General features: G+C 42.0%; 19 protein-coding genes and 3 tRNA genes. 13 read left to right on the forward strand and 9 right to left on the reverse strand.

The genetic code is table 11. The annotated features are described in order from the left end of the window. Positions 1-140: 140 nt before the first annotated feature. The 3 genes from ACYZZR_RS01500 to ACYZZR_RS01510 form a co-directional block, all read right to left on the reverse strand. Positions 141-1,607: an efflux transporter outer membrane subunit gene (locus tag ACYZZR_RS01500; RefSeq protein ID WP_461532218.1), complete on the reverse strand. Its 1,467-nt coding sequence runs from the start codon at positions 1,605-1,607 to the stop codon at positions 141-143. Between the two features lie 105 nt (positions 1,608-1,712). Further along, the gene (locus ACYZZR_RS01505; protein ID WP_461532219.1) at positions 1,713-4,889 is read right to left on the reverse strand and encodes an efflux RND transporter permease subunit; all 3,177 of its coding nucleotides are present in this window, start codon (positions 4,887-4,889) and stop codon (positions 1,713-1,715) included. Positions 4,890-5,006: 117 nt separating this feature from the next. Then, complete coding sequence (locus tag ACYZZR_RS01510; protein WP_461532220.1) at positions 5,007-6,155, reverse strand: efflux RND transporter periplasmic adaptor subunit; 1,149 nt, start codon at positions 6,153-6,155, stop codon at positions 5,007-5,009. A 449-nt stretch (positions 6,156-6,604) separates the two neighbouring features. On the opposite strand from ACYZZR_RS01510, the gene ACYZZR_RS01515 reads away from it, so the two are divergent. The 12 genes from ACYZZR_RS01515 (at position 6,605) to ACYZZR_RS01570 (ending at position 16,900) form a co-directional block, all read left to right on the forward strand. Continuing rightward, positions 6,605-7,543, forward strand: a complete 939-nt coding sequence (locus ACYZZR_RS01515; protein WP_461532221.1) for a Kelch repeat-containing protein — start codon at positions 6,605-6,607, stop codon at positions 7,541-7,543. A 117-nt stretch (positions 7,544-7,660) separates the two neighbouring features. After that, on the forward strand, positions 7,661-8,152 hold the full coding sequence (locus ACYZZR_RS01520) for a hypothetical protein (protein WP_461532222.1): 492 nt from the start codon (positions 7,661-7,663) through the stop codon (positions 8,150-8,152). Between the two features lie 340 nt (positions 8,153-8,492). Further along, positions 8,493-9,473: a leucine-rich repeat domain-containing protein gene (locus ACYZZR_RS01525; RefSeq protein WP_461532223.1), complete on the forward strand. Its 981-nt coding sequence runs from the start codon at positions 8,493-8,495 to the stop codon at positions 9,471-9,473. Positions 9,474-9,555: 82 nt separating this feature from the next. After that, positions 9,556-10,332 (forward strand): hypothetical protein, encoded by a 777-nt coding sequence (locus ACYZZR_RS01530; protein WP_461532224.1) that lies wholly within the window; start codon positions 9,556-9,558, stop codon positions 10,330-10,332. Between the two features lie 74 nt (positions 10,333-10,406). After that, positions 10,407-10,829 (forward strand): OmpA family protein, encoded by a 423-nt coding sequence (locus ACYZZR_RS01535; RefSeq protein WP_461532225.1) that lies wholly within the window; start codon positions 10,407-10,409, stop codon positions 10,827-10,829. A gap of 34 nt (positions 10,830-10,863) precedes the next feature. Next, positions 10,864-11,391, forward strand: a complete 528-nt coding sequence (locus ACYZZR_RS01540; RefSeq protein ID WP_461532226.1) for a hypothetical protein — start codon at positions 10,864-10,866, stop codon at positions 11,389-11,391. A gap of 42 nt (positions 11,392-11,433) precedes the next feature. Beyond that, positions 11,434-12,552 carry a hypothetical protein gene (locus ACYZZR_RS01545; protein ID WP_461532227.1) on the forward strand — a complete coding sequence of 373 codons (1,119 nt, stop codon included), beginning with the start codon at positions 11,434-11,436 and terminating at the stop codon, positions 12,550-12,552. Positions 12,553-12,583: 31 nt separating this feature from the next. Further along, positions 12,584-13,669, forward strand: coding sequence for a hypothetical protein (locus ACYZZR_RS01550; protein ID WP_461532228.1), 1,086 nt, complete (start codon positions 12,584-12,586; stop codon positions 13,667-13,669). 93 nt (positions 13,670-13,762) lie between these two features. After that, the gene (locus tag ACYZZR_RS01555) at positions 13,763-14,416 is read left to right on the forward strand and encodes a hypothetical protein (RefSeq protein ID WP_461532229.1); all 654 of its coding nucleotides are present in this window, start codon (positions 13,763-13,765) and stop codon (positions 14,414-14,416) included. Positions 14,417-14,666: 250 nt separating this feature from the next. After that, on the forward strand, positions 14,667-15,200 hold the full coding sequence (locus tag ACYZZR_RS01560) for an outer membrane beta-barrel protein (RefSeq protein WP_461532230.1): 534 nt from the start codon (positions 14,667-14,669) through the stop codon (positions 15,198-15,200). Between the two features lie 496 nt (positions 15,201-15,696). Beyond that, on the forward strand, positions 15,697-16,218 hold the full coding sequence (locus ACYZZR_RS01565) for a hypothetical protein (RefSeq protein WP_461532231.1): 522 nt from the start codon (positions 15,697-15,699) through the stop codon (positions 16,216-16,218). Further along, complete coding sequence (locus ACYZZR_RS01570; protein ID WP_461532232.1) at positions 16,211-16,900, forward strand: nucleotidyl transferase AbiEii/AbiGii toxin family protein; 690 nt, start codon at positions 16,211-16,213, stop codon at positions 16,898-16,900. The genes ACYZZR_RS01565 and ACYZZR_RS01570 overlap by 8 nt, the downstream gene beginning before the upstream one ends. 152 nt (positions 16,901-17,052) lie before the next feature. Here the strand turns inward: ACYZZR_RS01570 and ACYZZR_RS01575 are convergent. The 5 genes from ACYZZR_RS01575 to rseP form a co-directional block, all read right to left on the reverse strand. Next, positions 17,053-17,124: transfer RNA gene (locus ACYZZR_RS01575), tRNA-Arg, on the reverse strand. Between the two features lie 303 nt (positions 17,125-17,427). Next, on the reverse strand, positions 17,428-17,931 hold the full coding sequence (locus ACYZZR_RS01580; protein ID WP_461532233.1) for an outer membrane beta-barrel protein: 504 nt from the start codon (positions 17,929-17,931) through the stop codon (positions 17,428-17,430). Between the two features lie 652 nt (positions 17,932-18,583). Continuing rightward, a tRNA-Asn gene (locus tag ACYZZR_RS01585) sits at positions 18,584-18,657 on the reverse strand. Between the two features lie 47 nt (positions 18,658-18,704). Beyond that, positions 18,705-18,778 (reverse strand) — tRNA-Asn (locus ACYZZR_RS01590). A 119-nt stretch (positions 18,779-18,897) separates the two neighbouring features. After that, positions 18,898-20,253, reverse strand: coding sequence for an RIP metalloprotease RseP (gene rseP / locus ACYZZR_RS01595; RefSeq protein WP_461532234.1), 1,356 nt, complete (start codon positions 20,251-20,253; stop codon positions 18,898-18,900). A gap of 194 nt (positions 20,254-20,447) precedes the next feature. On the opposite strand from rseP, the gene ACYZZR_RS01600 reads away from it, so the two are divergent. Continuing rightward, complete coding sequence (locus ACYZZR_RS01600) at positions 20,448-21,272, forward strand: thymidylate synthase (protein WP_461532235.1); 825 nt, start codon at positions 20,448-20,450, stop codon at positions 21,270-21,272. A 14-nt stretch (positions 21,273-21,286) separates the two neighbouring features. Here ACYZZR_RS01600 and ACYZZR_RS01605 read toward each other — a convergent pair whose 3' ends face one another. Further along, positions 21,287-22,594, reverse strand: coding sequence for a TolC family protein (locus ACYZZR_RS01605; protein ID WP_461532236.1), 1,308 nt, complete (start codon positions 22,592-22,594; stop codon positions 21,287-21,289). Between the last annotated feature and the right edge of the window lie 2 nt (positions 22,595-22,596).

Below are 22,596 nucleotides of genomic sequence, written 5' to 3' on the forward strand. Positions count from 1 at the left end.
CAAAAAAGTGTTGTGTAAAATGTAATTTAACAAAGAAACCCCTTTGATTTTGTGAATATCGTATTTCACGGGTGAAATTTACCCCTACCCTCCAAAAAACAGGGGGTGGACAAAAAAATTATTAGAAAATCGACAGTTTACTACTGCCACCCTCCACCTAGACTGCGATAGAGTTCAATATTGGCATGTAATATCTGCATTTTGATATCTATAAGTCCTAATTCACTATCCAGTGCGTCACTTTGCGCAGTAATCACCTCGAGATAATTGGCAAAACCACTTCGGAACAAAAGAGCGGCATCGGTTACGCCTTTTTGGGTAGTTTCCAAGCGTTCTTTGGTCAAGGCATACTCCTCTTTCAACTTATCGAGCGCAATCATTGCATCCGACACCTCTCTAACCGCGTTGATCATGGTCTTTTTAAAATCCAATTGAGCTATCTCCCTTCTGGCTAGAGCCTTTTTGTAATTGGTTTTCAACTTTCTCTGGTTGAATATAGGCTGGAAGATTGCGCCGTTTACTAAAGCAAAGGCAGACTCTACGGGAGATAATAATTTATATAATTTATAGGTCTCTAACCCTAGGCTTGCATCGATGGTAATGGAAGGGTATTTCAAACCCTGTGCGATACCCACTGCTGCATTACTCGCAATGAGTTCGTATTCTGAAGCAGCCACATCGGGGCGGTTTTGTACTAGTTCGAGGGGAACACCAGTATTGTAATGTCCTTTAAATCCGGCATTATCCAGATGTCCGGGAATATCAATCTTTTGCGGCGCTCTACCCAATAGGCCGTTCAATCGGTTTTCCTCCATGGCGTATTCGCGCTCAATTTGAGGTATCAGTGCCTCAAATTTCAACTTCTGTGATTTAGTTTGTCGTATAGCGAGTTTTGTAGCCTCTCCGGCCTCGTATTGCAATTCTACTATTCTCAGGGTGTTTTTATTGAGGTCGAGGTTTCGCTCTGCCACTTCTAGTTCAGCTCTTAGCTTCAACAAATTGTAGTAAGACGATGCTACTTCGGCCACCAGAGCAGTTTGCACAGCTTTCTTAAATTCTTCACTCTGCATATAAGCTGCCTGTGCAGCATCCTTTTTCCTCCTCAGCTTTCCCCAGAGTCCTAACTCCCAGCTGGTGCTTATTCTCGGATTGAGTGACATTTGCTGCGTGTACAAACTAGTAGCCGGTGTTTCACCGTCACTTGAGTGAGTTCTGGAGGATCTATTTCCGTATTTATCAGAGTTTTCAGAACGGTAATCCCTTAAATAGCTCAATGGAGTCACTCCGACCGTTGGATAAAAACTCGCCCTTGCCTGCAACACATCCTGTCTGCTCATTTCGAGCACTTGAATGGTCTTTTGCATATCGATATTATTGGCCAGTGCTGTATCGATTAGGGCGGCGAGATCGTAATCTCCAAAAAACTCTACCCATTTCATCTTTGCAAGTGGAACGCTATCGGCGGGAACCGTATCATCTGCCTTCCCGTAGTAGTCTTCTGAAAGGTCAAGATCGGGACGTTTATAGGGATCTCCTACCTTACACCCCACTACAGCTATTGCGAGAAGTACTATTAGAGACAGTTTATTTATACTTTTTACCAACATCGGTTTATTTGTTTTTTTCAATCTTCAAATTAATTTTTAGATTTCGAATATCAAAGGAAATAATTTTATTCCACAAACGATATCACAGTATATTCCGGCAATCACCTATTCGTCATCATCTCCTGTCGTTATAAAATAGCGGTCTTGTAAGCTGAGGAAAATATAGGTCAACACCGGAATAACTACAATACCAAGTGTAATATTGAACAACATTCCTCCGGCGGTACCTATACTCACCGACTTATTCCCTATGGCCGAAGAGCCCGTAGAGAACATCAGCGGAATCAATCCTACTGTAAACGCCAGCGAGGTCATCACAATAGCTCTGATACGCAGAGCACTTGCCTCCAATACAGCATCGAGTAATTTGATTCCCGCCCTTCGCTTTTGCGCGGCAAACTCCACAATAAGAATTGCGTTTTTCGCCAACAGACCAAGGAGCATCAATATACCCACCTGCACATAGATATTATTGTCTATTCCAGCTAAGTTGATAAATACGAATACTCCGAGTATACCAGTAGGCAGTGAAAGCAATACTGCCATGGGCAACCAGAAACTCTCGTATTGTGCCGCTAGAATAAAATACACCAGCACAAAACTGATAATAAATACAATCATAGCATCCGATCCCGATTTTTTCTCCTCCAAACTCATACTAGTCCACTCATAACTCAAACTGGCCGGCAGCTTTTCCTCACCCAGCTCTTCAATTTTTGACATCACATCACCGGTACTATAGCCCGCAGCGGGAGTAATATTAATCTTGGCAGCATTGTACAGGTTATATCGGTTAATGGTCTCCGGACCAAATGCGGGTTCAAGGCTTACAAAGGTATTTATCGGTACCATTTCGCCCTTATCGTTCCTCACAAAAATAGAATTGATGGTTTCCGGACTCTCGCTAAACTCGGTATCCGCCTGCATATACACCATATACTGCCGTGTAAAGCGGTTGAGATCGGTAACGCGCTGACGACTAAAATTGGATTGTAGCGTAAACATCATATCCTTGACACTCACTCCCAAGGCATTGGCCTTTTCGTAGTCGATATTGAGTTTTAATTGCGGGAAATTAGGGTTGTAAGAGGTAAATGCACTTTCTATCTCCTTCTGATTTGTCAATTCGATAATAAACTCATTTACCAATTGCCCAAACTCACCGAGATCACCATCTGAAAGGTCTTGGAGCATAATCTGCACTCCGTCGAAGTTACCAAACCCTTGTACAGTAGGACGAGGATACATATTCATACTGCGTATATCGGTTATCACCTGTAGTTTTTCTGTTAAGTATCTCACCAATTCCTGTACCTCTTGGATCTCCCCTCTTTCACTTTTCTCCTTTAGTTTGATATAGGTCAAGCCCGAAGAAGGTGTCTCAGAGTTGTCTACAATATTAAATCCGGATACCGTATTTACACTTTCCACAGCTTCTTCTTTACTGAGAATTTCCGCCGCCTGCTCCAAAGCTTTATTGGTACGGTCTAGGGATGCCCCTTCCGGCATAGAGATAGTATACAGCAAAAAGTTATCGTCTTCAGTAGGAATAAACCCTTTGGGCGTTATACTCATCAAAAAGACCAACAGTCCTATAATAACTCCCAACCCTGCAAGACTTGCCCATTTAAACTTAATAGCCGTGCGGAGTACTGATATATATTTTTTAGTAAATTTCTCAAAAAGAGTATCAAATTTTTTGAGTCCTTTGTCTTTTAACGAATTGATTTTTCCTAATCTCTTAGAATGGCTGTAAAAAGCAGACAGCTTTTTTTTCTTTTCCTTTTTATCACGTTTTCTATAGAATAGCATAAACAACATAGGCCCCATGGTAAGCGCTACTACTGCGGACAACAATACTGAAATCACAATAGTATAGGCAAATTCCTGATAGAATACTCCCACTGGCCCTTGAATAAGACCTACAGGTAGGAATACTGCAGCAATCACTATCGTAATAGAAATTACCGCCCCGGTAATCTCGCTAAGGGCTGAATTGACCGCCTGTCGCGCCGTCATCTGGTGATGCTGCATTTTTTCGTAAATAGCCTCGACCACCACTATGGCATCATCTACCACTATACCAATGGCCAGCACCATAGAAAACATACTGAGCACATTCATAGTCACTCCTATCATCTGCAAGAAGAAGAAGGTACCTACCAATGAAATAGGAATGGTCAAAGCGGTAATCAGCGTTATTCTAACATCTTGAAGGAAGATAAACACCACTAAGAACACCAGTATAAAAGCTTCTATCAATGTTTGCTGGACGTGGTGCATGGATTCGTCTATAGCATCGCGCACACTATAGGTAATCTGATAGTCCATTCCATCCGGGAAAATCTTGGCTTGTTCTTCCATCACTTTCCGAATGGCCTTGTCTATCTCCATAGCATTTGCCCCGTTTTGCTGGGTGATATCCATAGTAACAGAAGGCTTACCGTCTAATCGGTTTCTACTGGTGTAATTAGAGGCTCCAAACTCGATGCGGGCAATATCTTTTAGTTTGAGTTGTAAGCCCCCCTCTTCGGTTTTTATAACGATATTTTCATATTGCTCGGGTTCGTTGAAACGTCCATCGTGTTTAATAATAATTTCAAAGACTTCTTTAGAATTTTCCCCAAATTTCCCCGGACCAGCCTCAAAACTCTGGTCGCGTACCTGATTGTATATATCCCTAGGCGTCAGGTTGTACATCGCCATTTTTTCCGGATTGAGCCATATTCGCATCGCGTAGTCACGCCTACGCAAAATCTGTGCTCTCGCGATACCTTCAACACGTTTAATCGCCCTCCTGATATTACTACGGGTATAGGCGTTCAAAAAGGTTTCGTCGTAGGTACCATCACTAAAAATATTCACGGTCATCAGGGTTCCCTTCATTCGCTTCATCACCTGAATCCCGTTTTCTATAACTTCTAGAGGAAGGTCGGCCGTCACCTCAGAAACCCTGTTCTGGACCTCAACAGCGGCAAGATCCGGATCAGAACCCGGTTTAAAATATACGGTGACCCTACCCGAGCCCGAGTTGGTCGCTGTAGAGTTGATATACTCCATATTCTCCGCACCGTTGATAGCTTCTTCTAAGGGAAGTAATACTGATTTGGCTAGGGTTTCTGAGTTTGCTCCGGGATAATACACCGAAACGGATACACTAGGTGGTGCAATTTCCGGGAAACGTTCTACGGGAAGTTTTGAAATACTATATACCCCGGCAATCAGCAATAGAATAGAAATAACAAGAGTAAATACCGGGCGTTCAATTATTTTTTTGATCATCTGAAAATCTTTGACTTTATTTTAAAACCAAGCCAACCCTAGTCATTACAGCGGGTTTACACCCAACTATAACGAATACAGGTTTGCGGTTTGGATTATACTTAAAAATAGCATTGATTAATTAACGGACAACAATTTACCCTGCTGTACGGGCTTAACTTTAGTATCGTCGGTCACCTTGTTAATCCCTGAAACCACAATGCGATCTCCAGCTTTCAGATTGACTCCTTTGACGATATAATTTTGTCCTGATCGCCCTTCGATCTCGACTTCGTGACGCTTAGCCAGATTGTCTTCGGTAAGTGTATAGACAAATCGTTTGTCTTGTACCGACATGGTAGCACTTTGCGGAATAAGAATAGCCTTGGGAAAAATCTGCTCCATAAGTATTTTTCCGGTATTCCCCGACCTCAAAAGGGTGTCGGGATTTTCGAACCTAGCCCGAAGACTGATAGATCCCATAGAACGGTTGATTTGCCCAGAGGCAGCATCGACCACTCCGGGGTGCTCGTATATAGACCCATCGGCAAGCACCAATTTAACATCGTTGCTCATCCGCTTGGCTGTGGTATCTTTTTTCATGCGCTCGTAATACAGATAATCTGATTCACTCATCGAAAAGTAAACGTAAACGTCGTCTACATTAGACAATACTGTGATAGGCTCTGAATCGGTCTGTTTTACCACGTTCCCCACCGATTTTGGAATACGACCTATAAAACCATTTACGGGAGCCTCTATAATAGTAAAATCGAGTTTAATCCTCATGTTAGCTGCCTGAGCCTGAGCTCTGTCAAGAGAAGATTGAGCCACCTCGTAATCGGCTTGCGCTGTTTTTTGCTGTACTTCAGAGATCACCTCATTATCGATCAGCGGTTGAAGCCTGTCGAGTTCAGTCTTAGCTTTTCTCAACTTGGCCTTTTCCAACTCTACATTAGCCTGTGCATTCTTGAGGTCTTCCATATAAGGCTGTTGGTTTATCTTAAACAAAGGTTGTCCCTTTTCGACATAGTCCCCTTCATCTACGTAGATTTTTTCAAGTATACCGTCAACCTGCGGTCTAATTTCTACATCTTCAACACCTTCTATAGAGCCGAGATATTGAAATCCTTTGGCAGCGGATTGTTCTTCTAAAGTGATTACAGGAAGCGGAATACCTTCGTCCTCTACTTCCTTCTCCTCGCAGCTGCTCAACAGTGCAGTAAAAGACAAGGCAAACATCGACAAAAGTCCGGTGTGAAATAAATTGGTTTTACTCTTTTTCATCTTTATAAAGCAATTTGTAAAACCACTGTATAGCAATATAATTGCCATACTCACTCGTTTTAAAAACACAAACACAAATGACTAATATTCAAATCATTACAAACAAAAAACAATCTCACACTACACACTCCTCTGTGTAGAATGTGTAGACATCAGTATCAAAAAGTGTGTAAAATTTACCCATTGCTTTTAATCCAAAGAAAGAATATCTGATTTTAGAGTTTCCCACAATCGATTCAAAGCAAATCAAGACCATCGGAAGGGAGTGCAAGTTAAAAAGAACGATAAATAGTTGGCTAGTGTAGTGTCATTAATTCAGTTGGTTTGGAGTATCTCATTGACGAGGTGGAAGTCACCGATACAACAGCTAATATTAAATTTTGCTCACTGTATGTTAACCTTCTCCCCTTTCACACATAAAAAGGAAACTCTTAAAACATTTAGACAATATGAAAACACACTTTTTATCTTCTAAATACGCAGCACTGTTATGCAGTATTGTACTTTTTGTAGCCTGCGACGATTCGGATACTGAGGATGACAATCCACAACAGCAGGAATGTATATCCCTTTTTCTACGAACCGAACAAGATCAGATGAGTGACTTCGCCTACAATGCCATGACCGTCTTTGACGGGATTGTGTGGTCCTTTGGCGGACAAAACAACTATAGTGGAGAAGCTGCGGATACAAGGCTGTGGAACAGTACGGACGGACAAAATTGGAGAACTGTACCCACAACAGGACTTGATGCCATAGCTGGACTAGGACATACCCTTACCACCTTCAATGACAAGATGTTGCTCATCGGTGGAAAAGACAACAGTGGAAATCCAAGTAGCGAGGTTTGGGCAACTACCAACGGTACCGATTGGCTACTACAAACCGAAGATCCACCATTTGGTGCGGTAGCAAACCATGCCGTAGTATCAGTAGGTGATACAGATATATACCTTATCGCCCAGAATGCATCGGGTACCGGTACTGTGGTTTGGCATAGTAACGACGGTACAACTTGGACACAACTGACCGACAATGCCTTTGGCGCACTGAAAAAATACCACGCCTTGAGCTTGGGAGATGAATTGTACGTCATCGGTGGCATAAGCGAGGGAGCCGGTCGCACTAATGCGGTGTGGAAAAGTAGCAATGGCACACAATGGCAGTCTATAGATGTCTCCGGGCTCCCGGCTATTGACGGACATAGCGTAGCGGTCTACAACGACAAAGCTTGGGTAATAGGTGGCAGCACAGACACTGAAAGCTATACCAACGACATTTATTATTCCAGCAACCTACAAGACTGGACACTGCATCATTATAGCAGTGGTGACACTATCGATGCTATGGTAGGTGCCAGCAGTCTGTCGTTTCACGATGAGTTGTGAATCTTTGGCGGTGATCGAGGAACTCCCAATGGGTTGAGTGGAAAAATATTCCAATTAGGTGAAGGAATACAATATTGTAGATAGCGCGAACAGATCACTAAACTAAAATCAAAAATTATGAAACATATTATGCTATTAAAAAAAGTATTGATCATTCTACTCATAACTACCATTAGTATGAGTTGTGGGAGCGATGACGACACAATCAATACCTCAGGAAGTATAGAAGGCACATGGGAGCTGACGGCACTGTCGTATAAAACCCAAGTTGGCCCCACTGTAGCATCTTCCATAGGGAAAGACATAGACAATGTGTTACTAAATATCAACAGCGATGGCAGCACAAGTGGTAATGGAAAAACTTTTACCGTCGAGACCTCCATTGCAGGAGGTACCGGAACAAATTCCACCGAGTCGGAATTGATACTCAATGAGGGAGAGTGGCATAGAGATGGAAACACCTTTACCTGGACCGGTCAAGGCGATAGCCGAGATTTCACCATCCGCCAGCTCAGCGCGACCAGCTTGCACCTTACGGGAGACTATGGCGATGAAATGGCATTCGACTTGTTTAACAGTATTGATTTAAAATTTGCTCGAAAGAACTGATTACAACAAGAGAAGGCAAAAGAATTCTATGGGTATTGTCGCTGTCGTAGAGCAGTCTACAAACTCCAAAGGTAACTTAAAATAATTATTTTAAACCAACTCCAATTAGTTTTTAAAGGAGTTGAAGGAGTGTATTAGGGGGTTTTGTGATTATTCGTGCTTTTTTCAACAACTAAATGACATGCCCCCTACACTCATTCGCTATTGCCTTCTGCACCTACAAGTTTTAATCTTGTGCCTGTCGAGTATGGAATTACAGAACTGATAAAACTGATGATTATGAAAAAAAAATAGCAATAAGCTTATAAACAACCACAATCCCTTGCAAAACACTGTAAAAGTGCTTGCTTTAGCAATCTTTGCTGTCATCGCATTCAGTTGCTCCAAAGATGACGGGGATGACGGGAATAATGGAAATGACGAAAATAAGGAGGATAACAACCCGTCCCCCGATCCGGTAGACAATACGCCTTTTATCAAATTTACAACGGCCTTAGAAACCGGCGAGAAGATATTCTACTTCATAGAAGCAGATGAAGGCAATCTATCCGATGTGTGGATAGACATTAACAACAACAAGAAGCAGGACGATGGCGAAAGTTTTTCTGATGCTGAACGGGATGGAGAAGTTTACGATTTTACCCTATCGAGTCAGACGGTGACAGTCTACGGGGAAATAACAGGTTTTCTAGTACGGGGTGAGGTCACCTCACTAGATGTATCTAAAAGTACCGAATTGTCTTGGTTAGACTGCGGAGAAAACACACTTAGCAGTTTGGATGTGTCGAAGAATGTCAACCTGAAAGAGTTGGACTGCGATAATAACGCTCTCACTATCATAGATATATCAAAAAATGTCAACTTAGAAGAGCTGAATTGTTCCGTCAATCAACTTGTAGACTTGGATGTTTCGAAGAACGTCAATCTAAAGAGGCTGGGATGTTATTACAACCAGCTTACCAGCTTGGATGTATCTAAGAATATCGAATTGATGTATTTGTATTGTTATGTCAACGAACTCACAGACTTAGACTTATCGGAGAATATCAATTTAAAGGAGTTGAACTGCCACCACAACGCACTCACCAGCTTGGAAGTGTCAAATAATCCCGCCTTGTCGTTTTTGGACTGCTATAACAACCAGATTAAACTGCCCGAGATGAATGCGCTACTCGTCGGCTTGCCTGATCGGACTGGAATGGACGTTGGCCTGGCCAGAATTAACTCATCAGATGACGAAGAGGGTAACTACATCATCTCATCAGAAATTGTAGATATCATAAAAGACAATGTGAACTGGCAAATATCAGAGATGAGATAACTAAAGATCAATCGTTTAAAGGGGTTAATAGTTTAAGGACTAAACCTGAGACAAAGCAAACATCAAACAAAAACAAAACATCATGAAATATCTAATTTTTATACTGATGATAACCTTGGGAACCCAGTCTTCCCAGGCCCAATTCCTGAAGAAATTGGGAGAAAAAGCTCAAAAGGCGGTGGAGCGAACAGTGGAAAGGCGCGTAGAAAAGGAGTCGTCTAAGAAAACCGATGAAACACTGGACGAGGTGTTTGAGAACAAAAAATCTAAGAAGAAAAAAGGCAAAAAGGCTAAAAAGGGAAATGCAAACACCGTCGATAGCAATACAAACAACAGCGATAGGGAAGACAATCATGTGGTTCGTACGGCCAAGGACTTTGAGCGCGGCAAAAAAATTATTTTCCAGGAGGAGTTCAACAAGGTAGCTATAGGTGATTTTCCAGGCACTTGGAATACCAATGTCGGGGGAGAAGTCGTCACCTTTGGAAACGACAATACCCGTTGGTTGAAACTTTCGACCGGTTTATATAAGCCCGAGGGGATTACTTCCATCCCTAATAACAGTACATTGGAAATGGACATAAGGGCAGACAACATCAACAATAGCACGAACTTGAGTCTACTATTCATTGCCGCTGATGACAGGAGCAAATTATATGATTACAATAAGGTCAAAAACGTTGTTAGTATCATGCTTACATCAGCTTATAAAACTTCCGGTTATTTAAAGAGTCGAGCAAAAGTAGATGGTAAAACATCCATGGAAAGTCCAACGAAATCGACCGATAAATTTTCAGGGATAAAAACACCGTGCACTTGTCTCTTTGGAGGCAGGACAGCAGACTGCGTATTTATCTAGATGATGAAAAAGTCCTTGATCTTCCCAGAGCTTTCGCCGGAAAAAATTACAACACTTTAGTGCTAAACGTAAATATGAGTCATATAAACTATTACGTAAGCAATATTGTTCTGGCATCTGAAGCCGGAGCCGATACCCGCCATAAACTACTGGAAACAGGTAGCTTTACCACCAGCGATATTCTCTTTGATACCGGCAAAGCGAGCTTGCAAGCTTCCAGTTTTCCTATTCTGGATGAGATTGGCGAAGTGATGAAAACCAATCCGTCTAAACAGTTAACCATTATCGGTCATACTGACAGCGATGGTTCCGATGCGGCGAATCAGAAGCTCTCTGAACAGCGTGCCGAAAGCGTGAAGACCTACCTTATGTACAAACACAATATAGACAGCAAACAGATGACCACGCTGGGCAAAGGCGAATCACAACCCGTTGCAAGTGGTAATTCGGCAGCTGATAAAGCCAAAAACAGACGTGTAGAATTTTTGCTGAATTAAATGTAAGCGAGAAAGCAACTTAAACAATAACACTATGAAAAATACACAAGCAAAAACAAGACTTATTTTTTTAGCACTATTCGCTTTTACCCTCTTTACAACTAGCTGTGAAAAAGATGAAGACGACGACCCTGTATCCGACGACATCGTCGGCACTTGGGAGTTGACCGATTTGACCTTTGATGGATATTTTGAAGGCTTGGACGAACTCATCCCAACCATAGGCTCGGTCAAAGATCTCGACAGTCCATTGATCACATTCAACAGCGACGGTACGGTTACTGGAAGCGGAGGTACATTTACGATAGTCTACGCCGAAAAAGCCGATGAAACTCAACGGCTGGAATTTCCTGGAAACAGATTTTCTGGAAGCGGCACATGGCAGAGAGATGGAAATACACTTCAGTTTGGCGAAGGTCTTTTTGAAGAATTAATCGACGACAGCAACAGTGTGAATATCACAGCGCTAACTACTACTAAGTTACAACTGGGCATAAGTATTCAACATCCAGGCACAGATAAGGTGTCTACAATAGAACTTACATTTACACGAAAGGGCTGATTATCAAATAATATAGCCGCACAAAACACAAAGCAATCAGCGATGAAATACACTTACAAAAACAATAGGCTCCGTATAAACAACCATTCCCCTCTGCACAACACTGTAAAAGCACTTGCTTTGGCAATGCTTGTTATCGTGGCATTTGGTTGTTCAAATGATGATGACACCTATATACCTGAACCTGAGCCAAAGCCTGAGCCCAAACCCGAACCTGAGCCGGTTTACGATGTGTATGTGGTAGGCTTTGTACGTAAAGGCACAAATGATGTTGCCACACTGTGGAAGAATGGAGTAGCACAGGAGTTAAGCGATGGCACGAATTATTCAGAAGCCAATTCGGTCTATGTCTCGGGCAGTGATGTATATGTGGCAGGATCTGCCAATGACGGCACTGAGGTTGAAAATATTGCCACTCTGTGGAAAAATGGAGAGGCACAGGAGCTCAACGACAGTTGGAGTAGTGCCTTTTCGGTCTATGCTTCGGGCAGTGATGTGTATGTGGCAGGATATAAAGCCATTGGAAGTAAGGATTTCGCCGTGCTGTGGAAAAACGGCGAGGTACAGGAGCTAAATGTTGATTTGAATGATGCATTCGCCCATTCGGTCTATGTCTCGGGCAGTGATGTGTATGTCGTAGGAAGAGCATACAACGGCACAAACTATGTCGCTACCCTGTGGAAAAATGGAGAAGCACAGGAGCTTAGCACCAGTACGAGTGATACATCTGCCAATTCCGTATATGTCTCAGAGAGTAATGTATATGTCACTTTTAGTGAACACAACGGCTCGAATTGGTTTGCCTCCCTGTGGAAAAATGGTGAGACACAGGGGCTTAACGATGGAATAAATAATGCATGGGCTTCTTCAGTCTATGTCTCGGGTAGTGATGTATATATAGCGGGTTATGCACGCAAAGGTGAAGGGTTTACCGCTACCCTATGGAAGAATGGCGAGGCACAAGAACTTAGCACGGGCGCGAATTCTACATTTGCCCATTCAGTATATGTCTTGGACAGTGATGTATACGTAGTGGGCTATATACTGAAAGATACAAAGATGGTGGCTACCCTGTGGAAAAACGGCGAGGCACAGGAGCTGAGTGACGGTGCGAATGATGCGCAAGCCAAATCGGTATTTGTCACCAAAACATTCGAGTGATGGTTAGATAAAAACCACTAAAACAATTGTGATGAAAAAAAACAGTATTTATTGTACAACCAACAGCAACCTTATGCGAAATACTTTAAAAGCATTTGTATTGGCAATGCTTGTTATCGTGGCATTTAGTTGCTCTAATGACGACGGAGGTCCCGACAATCCCGAGCCAGAACCTGAACCGGTTTATGATGTGTATGTGGCGGGCAGCGTATCCAACGGTACAAATAATGTTGCAACACTGTGGAAAAACGGTGAAGCACAGCAGTTAACTGATGGCACTAAAAATTCAAATGCCAAATCCGTCTATGTTTCGGGCAGTGATGTATATGTGGCGGGAAATGTAAACAACGGTACAACAACAGTAGCCACCCTATGGAAAAATGGCATAGCTCAAGAGCTAAGCGACGACACGAATAATGCGTCAGCCGAATCGGTCTATGTTTCGGGCAGCGATGTATATGTGGCGGGATATGAACACAACGGTACGACAACAGTAACCAACCTTTGGAAAAATGGCATAGCTCAAGAGTTCAATGGTGACATTGAATATGCAAGAGCCTTTTCGGTCTATGTGGCGGGCAGTGATGTATACGTGGCGGGAACCAACCGATCATCGCAATACGCTACTCTGTGGAAGAATGGAGTAGCTCAGCAGCTAACAGACAATTACTCCACTCAAGCCAGTTCGGTCTATGTCTCAGATAACGATGTGTATGTGTCTGGGTGGGATTATCTTTATGAAGAAAATATTACGGAAGCCACGCTGTGGAAAAATGGTGAGATACAGGTGCTGAGTAACGATAGTCATTCTAACGATGCTGCATTTGCCGCTTCGGTATACGTTTCGGGTGGCGACGTGTTTGTTGCGGGACGTGTACAAAAAGATGGCTCATCAAGTATCGGCACCCTGTGGAAAAATGGCGTAGAACAAAGGCTAAACGACGGCACAACCAATGTGTTTACTTCTTCAGTTTATGTAGCGAATAATGATGTATATGTGGCAGGTACTGAAAATGCTTTAGCTACCGTGTGGAAAAATGGGGAAGCACTTCGGCTAAGTGACGGTACGAATAGTATCACAGTCGAATCGGTATTTGTCGCCGAAACATTCGAGTGATAATTAGGAAAAAACAAGCCAAACCGAATATAAACCACTAAAACCATTGTGATGAAAAAAAACAGTATTTATTGTACAACCAACAGCAACCTTATGCGAAACACTATAAAAGCACTTGCTTTGGCAATGCTTGTCGTCGTCGCATTTAGTTGCTCTAATGACGATGGAGGTCCCGATAATCCCGAGCCAGAACCTGAACCGGTTTATGATGTGTATGTGGCAGGCTATGAACACAACGGTACAAACGATGTCGCTATATTGTGGAAAAATGGTGTAGCACAGGAGTTAACTGACGGAACTAAACGTTCATATGCAGGGTCCGTCTATGTTTCAGACAGTGATGTATATGTGGCGGGATCTGAATACAACGGTACAACCGAGGTCGCCACCCTGTGGAAGAATGGGGAAGTACAGGAGCTGACCGACGGTACGAGTGATGCGCGGGCTGAATCGGTCTATGTCTCAGGTAGTGATGTTTATGTAGCGGGCCATGAAGACAATGGTACAAACGATGTCGCTACACTATGGAAAAATGGTGAAGCACAGGAGCTAAGCGACGGCACGAATGATGCACGGGCTGAATCGGTCTATGTCTCGGGCAGTGATGTATATGTAGCGGGCTATACAACATCCAGCAGTACAACGCGTGTTGCCACCCTGTGGAAAAATGGCGAGGCACTGCCACTAAGTGGAGACACAGGTTTTTCCGTAGCCCTTTCGGTATTTGTCACCGAAACATTCGAGTGATGGTTAGATAAAAACAAAACAGTTCTAACCAAAATGTCGCCAAGCTCTGGAAAAACGGCATCGCAGAAGACCTCTTTAACGACAGCACAGCTTGGTTCGTATTTGTGGCACCTGCAGAATAACAATCAATAGCAAAAAACATAAACAACAAAGACTATCACTACCCGCAGATTACTAAGCTGTGATCTAGAGAACGAAGGGATAGTCCACTCTTTACATTTTTAATCAATTTAAACCTTAAACAAAAAACATGAAAATAGTAATCTTATCAGCAGTATTTGCTCTGTCGGCCGTGCTATATGGGCATGCGCAACAAAAAGGTGACATCTCTATCAACGGTGGTGTAGATGTCGGTATGCCAATGGGCGATTTTGGCGATGCATTCGACATCGGCTTTGGTGCGACCGTAAAAGGATTGTACAACCTCAACGAAAGCGGACAACTAGGTATTACCCTAGGCTATATGGGCTTTGGCGCAAAAGATAACGGAAGTGGAGTCGACGCTTCACTCGGTATTATCCCCATCTTTGCATTGTATCGCCACCATATAGGCAAGCTATACCTGGAGCCACAACTCGGTTTTTCGCTCAATAAGGCCAAGGTCAAAGCTAGCGGAATTGGGAGTATGTCAGCCTCAGACAATAGCTTTGGCTATGCCGTAGGGGTCGGTTATATGATCAACTCCATCGATCTATCGCTCCGCTATCAAGGCTTGTCTCAAGCCGGCGAGGGCTCCGGATTTATCGGACTGCGAGTTGGCTATAATTTCAATATCGGCGGATAATAGAAACCGTTATGGCTGTGGTGTACCCTCACAATGCTACAAGTGCTATTTGTGATGACATCAGCCAGCTGTAGTGGGTAAAGGGTTATTTTACCGATAAACCTAGAAATTGGTCGATTCATTACCCCAAAATAAAAACAGGAGGAGCGATAGTTTTTATCACTTCTCCTGTTTTTTTGTAGCCTCAACCGAGCAAATCTCGAAACATTTTATAAAAGATTTGGAACCGTTGGCATACTGTAGCAATACGAATTAATTCCCGCTTTAAAGGAAAATGTAATACAAACTGCCCTACCCTGATTTAGAATTTACCCAATCACACCATTCCCCCACCTGTTTTTAGCACAGTAGCTATAACACTAGAACACATAAAAAGGAAGAAATAAACGATCTTTAGAGTAAATGTATTGCATATCGCAATATGAAATACATCTCATTAAAATATTGTTTTTTAATATTTTAATACTTAATATTGCATATCGCAATATGAAATATTATGCAACAGACTAAAAACAGTTTAAAGCCTCAAGACATTGTAATACTCCTGAAAATAATAGCTTTGGGTAAGCAATCATGGTTTCATCATACAGTCGCCAAAGAATTAAAAATAAGCCAATCGGAAGTAAGCCAATCATTAAATCGTTCCAAATATGCAGGATTGATTGATGCTACAAGAAAAAAAGTAAATAAATTGGCACTTAAAGAATTCTTAATGCACGGTGTAGCCTATGCATTTCCACAACAACCAGGTCCCGTTGTAAGAGGCCTGTTAACAGCACATTCAGCAGAGCCTTTGAATAACATAATCCACGCCAATGACAAATATGTTTGGCCTCATGCTAAAGGTCAGGAAAGAGGTCAAGCAATAGAACCACTATACCATACAGTTGTTGAAGCTTCTTTGAGGGATAAAGAGCTTTATGAATTACTGACTTTGGTTGATGCTATAAGAGTGGGAAGAGTTAGAGAAAAAGAAATAGCCAAAAAAGAACTGGAAAAAAGAATGCAAAATGCATAACAATGTCATCAATCTTGCATTAGTTGCTCAAGTAGCAGAAGGGTTAAAAGAACTGAACGAAAAAATGGTCTTTGTTGGTGGAGCCGTAATCAGTTTATATACCGATGACCCCGCAGCGGAGGAAATTCGTCCAACTTCAGACATTGACATGGCCATCAATTTGGCAAATTATTCTGAATGGGCTCAAATGCAAGAAAGACTTGCGGAACTTGGCTTTTATCCTGACCCCGAAGGACATTCCATTTGCTCCTATAAATTCCAAAACATTGCCATTGACATCATGCCAGCAGAAGACAGTAGTATTGGTATTTCAAATTTATGGTACAAACCAGGCTTCAAATTTATACAACGAGTAGCATTACCTGATGGTGTAACCATAAGCATATTACCTTCTCCTTATTTCCTAGCTACCAAATTAGAAGCCTTTAAAGACCGAGGTAAAAATGATTTTTATGGCAGCCATGATTTCGAGGACATAATATATTTATTGGATAACAGAACTACAATCGTAAAGGAAATACTAACAAGCGAAGAAAGCGTACAATTATACATTAAAGAGGAATTAAAAACCATTAAAAACCATCCACAAGCTGATGAAATATTAGCCATGCACATACATCCTTATATTCGTGAAGAACGTTTTAAAATGTTAATAGAGAAAATAGAACAGATAATAAATTAATTGACTTAATCGGTTAATCAATACTTAGGGTCCCTAAAAGATGAAATTACGTCCTCATATCTTTCTCTATTTCAAGTTTACAATCTCATACTTATTAGATTCTAGGGAATAAGAAAAGGGTCTCAATTTCTTGAAACCCTTCTCTTTTATAGTAGCCTCGCCAAGAATCGAACTTGGATCTAAAGTTTAGGAAACTTCTATTCTATCCGTTGAACTACGAGGCCGTAGATGTTGTTTGGCTCAACCCAAACAAAAGCTAAACTAAAAGAGCAACCTAAGTTGCTCATCGCTGTTATGCCCGGCAAATATACAAATCTCACACAAATTTATACATTCTGTCGATAAAAAACCTTGTTTAAAAAGAAAAACGGAATAAGCCAAACAAACAGGATTTCCACCTCCTTGTCAGCTTTACTCCGTCTAACTCAAAATTACGAATAATGTGAATCTAACATTTGTATACTTCCGGTGTTAGCAACTCACAATACCATAAAATGCAATATTTATTTATGCGATTTGGATCGGGTTTAGTTGAGATTGAACTTTACACCGGCAGCGATAACCAACTGATCAAAATCTCCGAGGACATACTTGATCTCTGCAAAGGGCAAAAAGTTCTTTCCTACATTAAAATTAGCTCCAGCACCGAGGTTAAAACCTAGTTCTCCGTTGCCATCACCATCACCTCCAAAACCACTTGGCCCATCGTATTTTGCTTTCAGGTGAGCATAGTTTAATCCCGCTATACCGTAAAACCCGATATTTTCTTCTTGTACAAAATAGTAGTTTACGTTTCCGTTGATCTCAAATGCATTCAATTTATAACCACCTTCTTTCTTAGGGAAATAAAATCCAAGATCAGGGGCAATAACCAATTTTTCGAGAACCGGAAATTCTGCGGTAACTCCAATTCCAATGTTTTCGATCTCACTTCCGTACATCAGTTTTCCACCGATACGAGTATCGTTTTGGGCCACTGCAAATTGGCATGTAAGTATCAACAATGCTGCACTAAATAAAAAATTTCTCATATTAGAATTAAATTAAAGGTTTCGTTCAAAATTACACAAGTCAATACATATGAAATCCATCCACAAACGATTTTCACACTTCAGCTGTTCTATTAAAAACACCCAAAACTAAACGATGACGGCAAGACGAGCAATCCTTGAAAACAGGGATTTTTCAAAAAAATATTGACGAGAGGACTAGGGGACGAGAAGAGGTGTCAGCTAATTAAAATACTGCGAAATAATCAGCGGTTATTGGGTTATTGGGTTATTGGGTTATTGGGTTATTGGGTTATTGGGTTATTGGGTTATTGGGTTATTGGGTTATTGGGTTATTGGGTTATTAAGGCAAATTTACGAACTATTTACTACAAATCGTCTAAACCGGAGATCCCTCGACTATGCTCGGAACACCGTCAACTTTCTGTGAGAGAGCTCAATGTCATTCAGAACGGAGCAAAGCGAAGTGAAGAATCTCCCCCCCAAGATTAAAGAATTTTCAACAGAACAAAAACACAGAAAACCACTACCAACTAAGAACTACGAACTAACCATTAAAAATCGTCGGAATGACACCGAAAATGTCATCCAGAATGCGGCTCCAACCAAAGGAGGAAAGTGCTTTAAACGACAAAAGCAGCTTCTCTTACCGAAAAACTGCTTTTTTTAATCGCTCCCCCTCTTGGGCTCGAACCAAGGACCCTCTGATTAACAGTCAGATGCTCTAACCAACTGAGCTAAGGAGGAAAATATTTTTACAATATTATAAAAAGAACTTAATGCTTTAAAATCTGCTCCCCCTCTTGGGCTCGAACCAAGGACCCTCTGATTAACAGTCAGATGCTCTAACCAACTGAGCTAAGGAGGAAAATATTTTTTACCTGAGGGTTCTGTATCACTGAAGAACACTCTCATTCAGGCGGGTGCAAATATATATATTATTTTTATTTTTCACATCAAATAAAAATAGATTTTTGCACACAATTCTCACTTAAACAATGCTCGGTAAATATCGTTGCCATTGGCAAATAATACCAGAGCTAAGAGGATAAAGAATCCGGCCATCTGAGCGTATTCCATAAATTTATCACCGGGCTTTCTGCCCGACACCATTTCATACAGAAGGAACATTACGTGCCCTCCGTCTAATGCGGGAATAGGAAGTAGATTGAGCACCCCCAACATAACTGAAAGTATGGCTGTAATTTCCCAGAAATGCTGCCAACTCCAAGTTTGTGGAAAGAGGTCGAAAATAGCTTTAAAACCACCTACTCCTTTATAGGCTCCGGTTTCGGGGTTAAAGATCATTTTTAGTTGTTTGCCGTACCCCACTACCCTGTCTTTGCCGCGTTTGAGGCCTTCAGATATAGATTCGAAAAAGCTGTACTGCACTCTGTTTACCTTATACACTCCAAGCTGTTCGATATTTGAAAGCCCGAGCACAGGAGCGTATGAAATTCCCATTTTCCCTTCATCAGAAACAGCAATCTCTACTGCTACTTCTTTATCCTCCCTCTTCACTACTGCAGGTACCGTTTGTCCTTTTAGCTCGCTGATACGCGCAATTACCTGATCGGCATATTTTGTTTCCTGCCCACCTAGACTCAACAGTATATCTCTAGGCTGTAATGCAGCGGCATTGGGCGAACCTTCTTCCGCACCCATAACTACAAAAGGAATGCGCAGTCCTATCACAGAAGTTCCTTCTCCATTCTCTCTGCTCTTCATCAGTCGATCGATAAAGTCTACTGGCATATCTATAGTTTTCAACGCCCCATCTCGTTCTATTACAACTTCCTTACTCAGCAAGAAAGCCTCCATAGAACCGTAGAAATCCTCTACCGGTTTTCCATCTATAGAAACCAGCTTATCTCCCGTGCGAAACCCGGCATCGAGCGATGCACTATTTGTCACCCATATCCCGTCTTTTATATCGCTATTACTGATATAGCGATCCCCAAAAGCATAAGCAATACCGATATATATCAGGAACGCTAGTATAAAATTGACAGTAACTCCTCCCAACATAATGATGAGTCGTTGCCAAGCCGGTTTTGAACGGAATTCCCAGGGCTGTGCCGGTTGTTCCATCTGCTCCTTGTCCATACTTTCATCTATCATCCCTGATATCTTCACATAACCTCCCAAGGGAAGCCAGCCTATTCCATACACAGTTTCACCTATTTTCTTTTTAAACAGGGCAAACTTCACGTCGAAAAACAGGAAGAATTTTTCCACTCTGGTCCCAAATAATCTCGCGGGAATAAAATGCCCGAATTCGTGCAAAACTATCAGCAGTGAAAGGCTTAACAAAAACTGGCTCAACTTGATAACTATATCCATCTTATCTTTTTAATGGTCTGAAACGCACAAAAGTAATCTTTTCGTTTTACTTAATAAAACTTATCTCTCCAGCTACATCGCTTTTAAGAATGTTTTAGGAGGCCTGATGAGGATTTATCCATTTGCAGCATACCGTTATTATTTCCCTAATTAATTTTATAACTTTACCACTTAAAATTTCATATCCGTTTTTAATGGAACAATATCATCAACTCCTCCGGCACATCACAGAAAACGGTACGGACAAGCAAGATCGTACCGGAACAGGGACTAGAAGCGTTTTTGGCTATCAGATGCGTTTTGACCTCAGTGAGGGCTTCCCTCTGGTAACGACCAAAAAACTGCACTTAAAATCTATTATATACGAGCTGTTGTGGTTTTTGAAAGGAGACACCAATATAAAATACTTGCAGGATAACGGTGTCAGGATATGGAACGAATGGGCCGATGAGCACGGCGAACTCGGTCCGGTATACGGACAACAATGGCGCAATTGGAACGGGGAAGAGATAGACCAAATATCTGATGTTATAGAGACCTTAAAAAAGAACCCAGATAGCCGAAGGATGTTGGTATCAGCTTGGAATCCGAGTGTAATGCCCGACACCTCTGTGTCGTTTTCTGAAAACGTAGCCAATGGAAAAGCGGCTCTTCCGCCTTGCCATGCTTTTTTCCAATTTTATGTAGCCAATGGAAAACTGTCGTGTCAATTGTATCAGCGCAGCGCAGACGTCTTTTTGGGTGTACCCTTCAACATTGCTTCCTACGCACTCTTTACTATGATGATGGCACAGGCTTGCGGATATGAGGCAGGCGACTTTATACACACTTTCGGCGACGTACACATTTACAAAAATCACATGGAACAGGTAGCGCTGCAACTGAGTAGAACTCCCAAACCACTACCCAAAATGATGCTCAACCCGGAAGTAAAAAATATTTTCGATTTCGATTTCGAAGATTTTACGCTTATCGGATACGACCCTCATCCTCACATTAAGGGAGTGGTTGCGGTATAAATATTTGCTTGGACTTATAGCGTGAGCCGTCCTGAAATCGCTTTCAGTGCAATTTCCGAAAGTTTGGCTTGCAATCGAGCTTCACTATGGCGCAGTTGGGCATTGATATAATTGAGCTGTGCCGTCCGGAATTCTATGGTAGGTATGGTACCTATTCTGTATTTCTCCATGGTGATTTCTAGGTTCTCTCTGGCTATGGTCTCATTCCGATATTCCAATTGTATGAGTCCCAGGTTGGTCTGATAGGTTTGATATGCTGTTTCGAGTTGAGCGAGTAAAGCTCTCTCCTTCTGTGCTATAATCAATTTACTTTGATCTATGGCTATTTTAGCAATCTTCTCATTGCGGTTCTGACTAAAACCGTTGAATACATTCATCCTAACTCCAAAACCGTAGTTCAAACCCTTAGCGGTAGAAGTACGGGAAAACCCGAGACTGGATTCAGACTCGCTAAAATTATAACCTGCTGTGGCGACTATAGAGGGATATCGCCTCGCTTTCACCTCTTTGAGTTCCAGTTCTGCAATCTGCTTACCGATTACTTCGGCCAACAACTCTGGGTTGCGTTCGCGAGCCAGCGTTTCCAATTCGGGTAGAAAGAGTTCTTTATCTACATCTATCTCATCTACCACCTCAAATTCTGTAGAAGTATCTCGCCCTAACAACTCGTTAAGTCTTATCTTGGTAGTGTTGTACAAGGCTTTCTGTTTCAACTTTTGGGTTTGGTCTGCATTAAAATCGACCCTGGCATTGAGCAATTCCAACTTTGAAGCCTTCCCTATAGTAAAGCGGTTGTTGGCAAGCTCTACTCTTTGTTCAGAGATCACCAAAGTACTGTCGAGTGCAGTGAGCTGTTGCTGTTGTTTTACGATATCGTAATAAGTAATAAGCACCTCTCTCACATTGTTTAACACTGCCACTTTCAATTCGGCATCGCCCAGTTTTTCAATTTCCTTTAATTTATCGTGTCGAGCAAACATAGCCAAGCCGTCGAAGATGGTCCAATCGAGAGCCACTCCATAGGTGAGATTGTTATTTTTGGCATTGGAAGACGACTGTTCAGCTCCGTCGGCGCGAACCTGCTCCAACTCTTGTATGCTGTTGCTCTTATTGAGTACCAGGTCTACACTGGGCAACATTCCCGCCATTCCGACACTTACTCCCAATTGATCGGCCTTAAAGGCATTGTCGGCAAGGCGAATGTCGTAGTTGTTCTCCAGCGCTATGGTCATCGCCTCTTTAGGAGTCAGTACTTCTTGAGCACTGATGGGCAACAACAGCATTCCGCATATCGCGCATATGGATAAAACAATTTTCTGCATAG

It is taken from the genome of Sinomicrobium sp., from assembly GCA_029266035.1.
GTDB lineage: Bacteria > Bacteroidota > Bacteroidia > Flavobacteriales > Flavobacteriaceae > Sinomicrobium.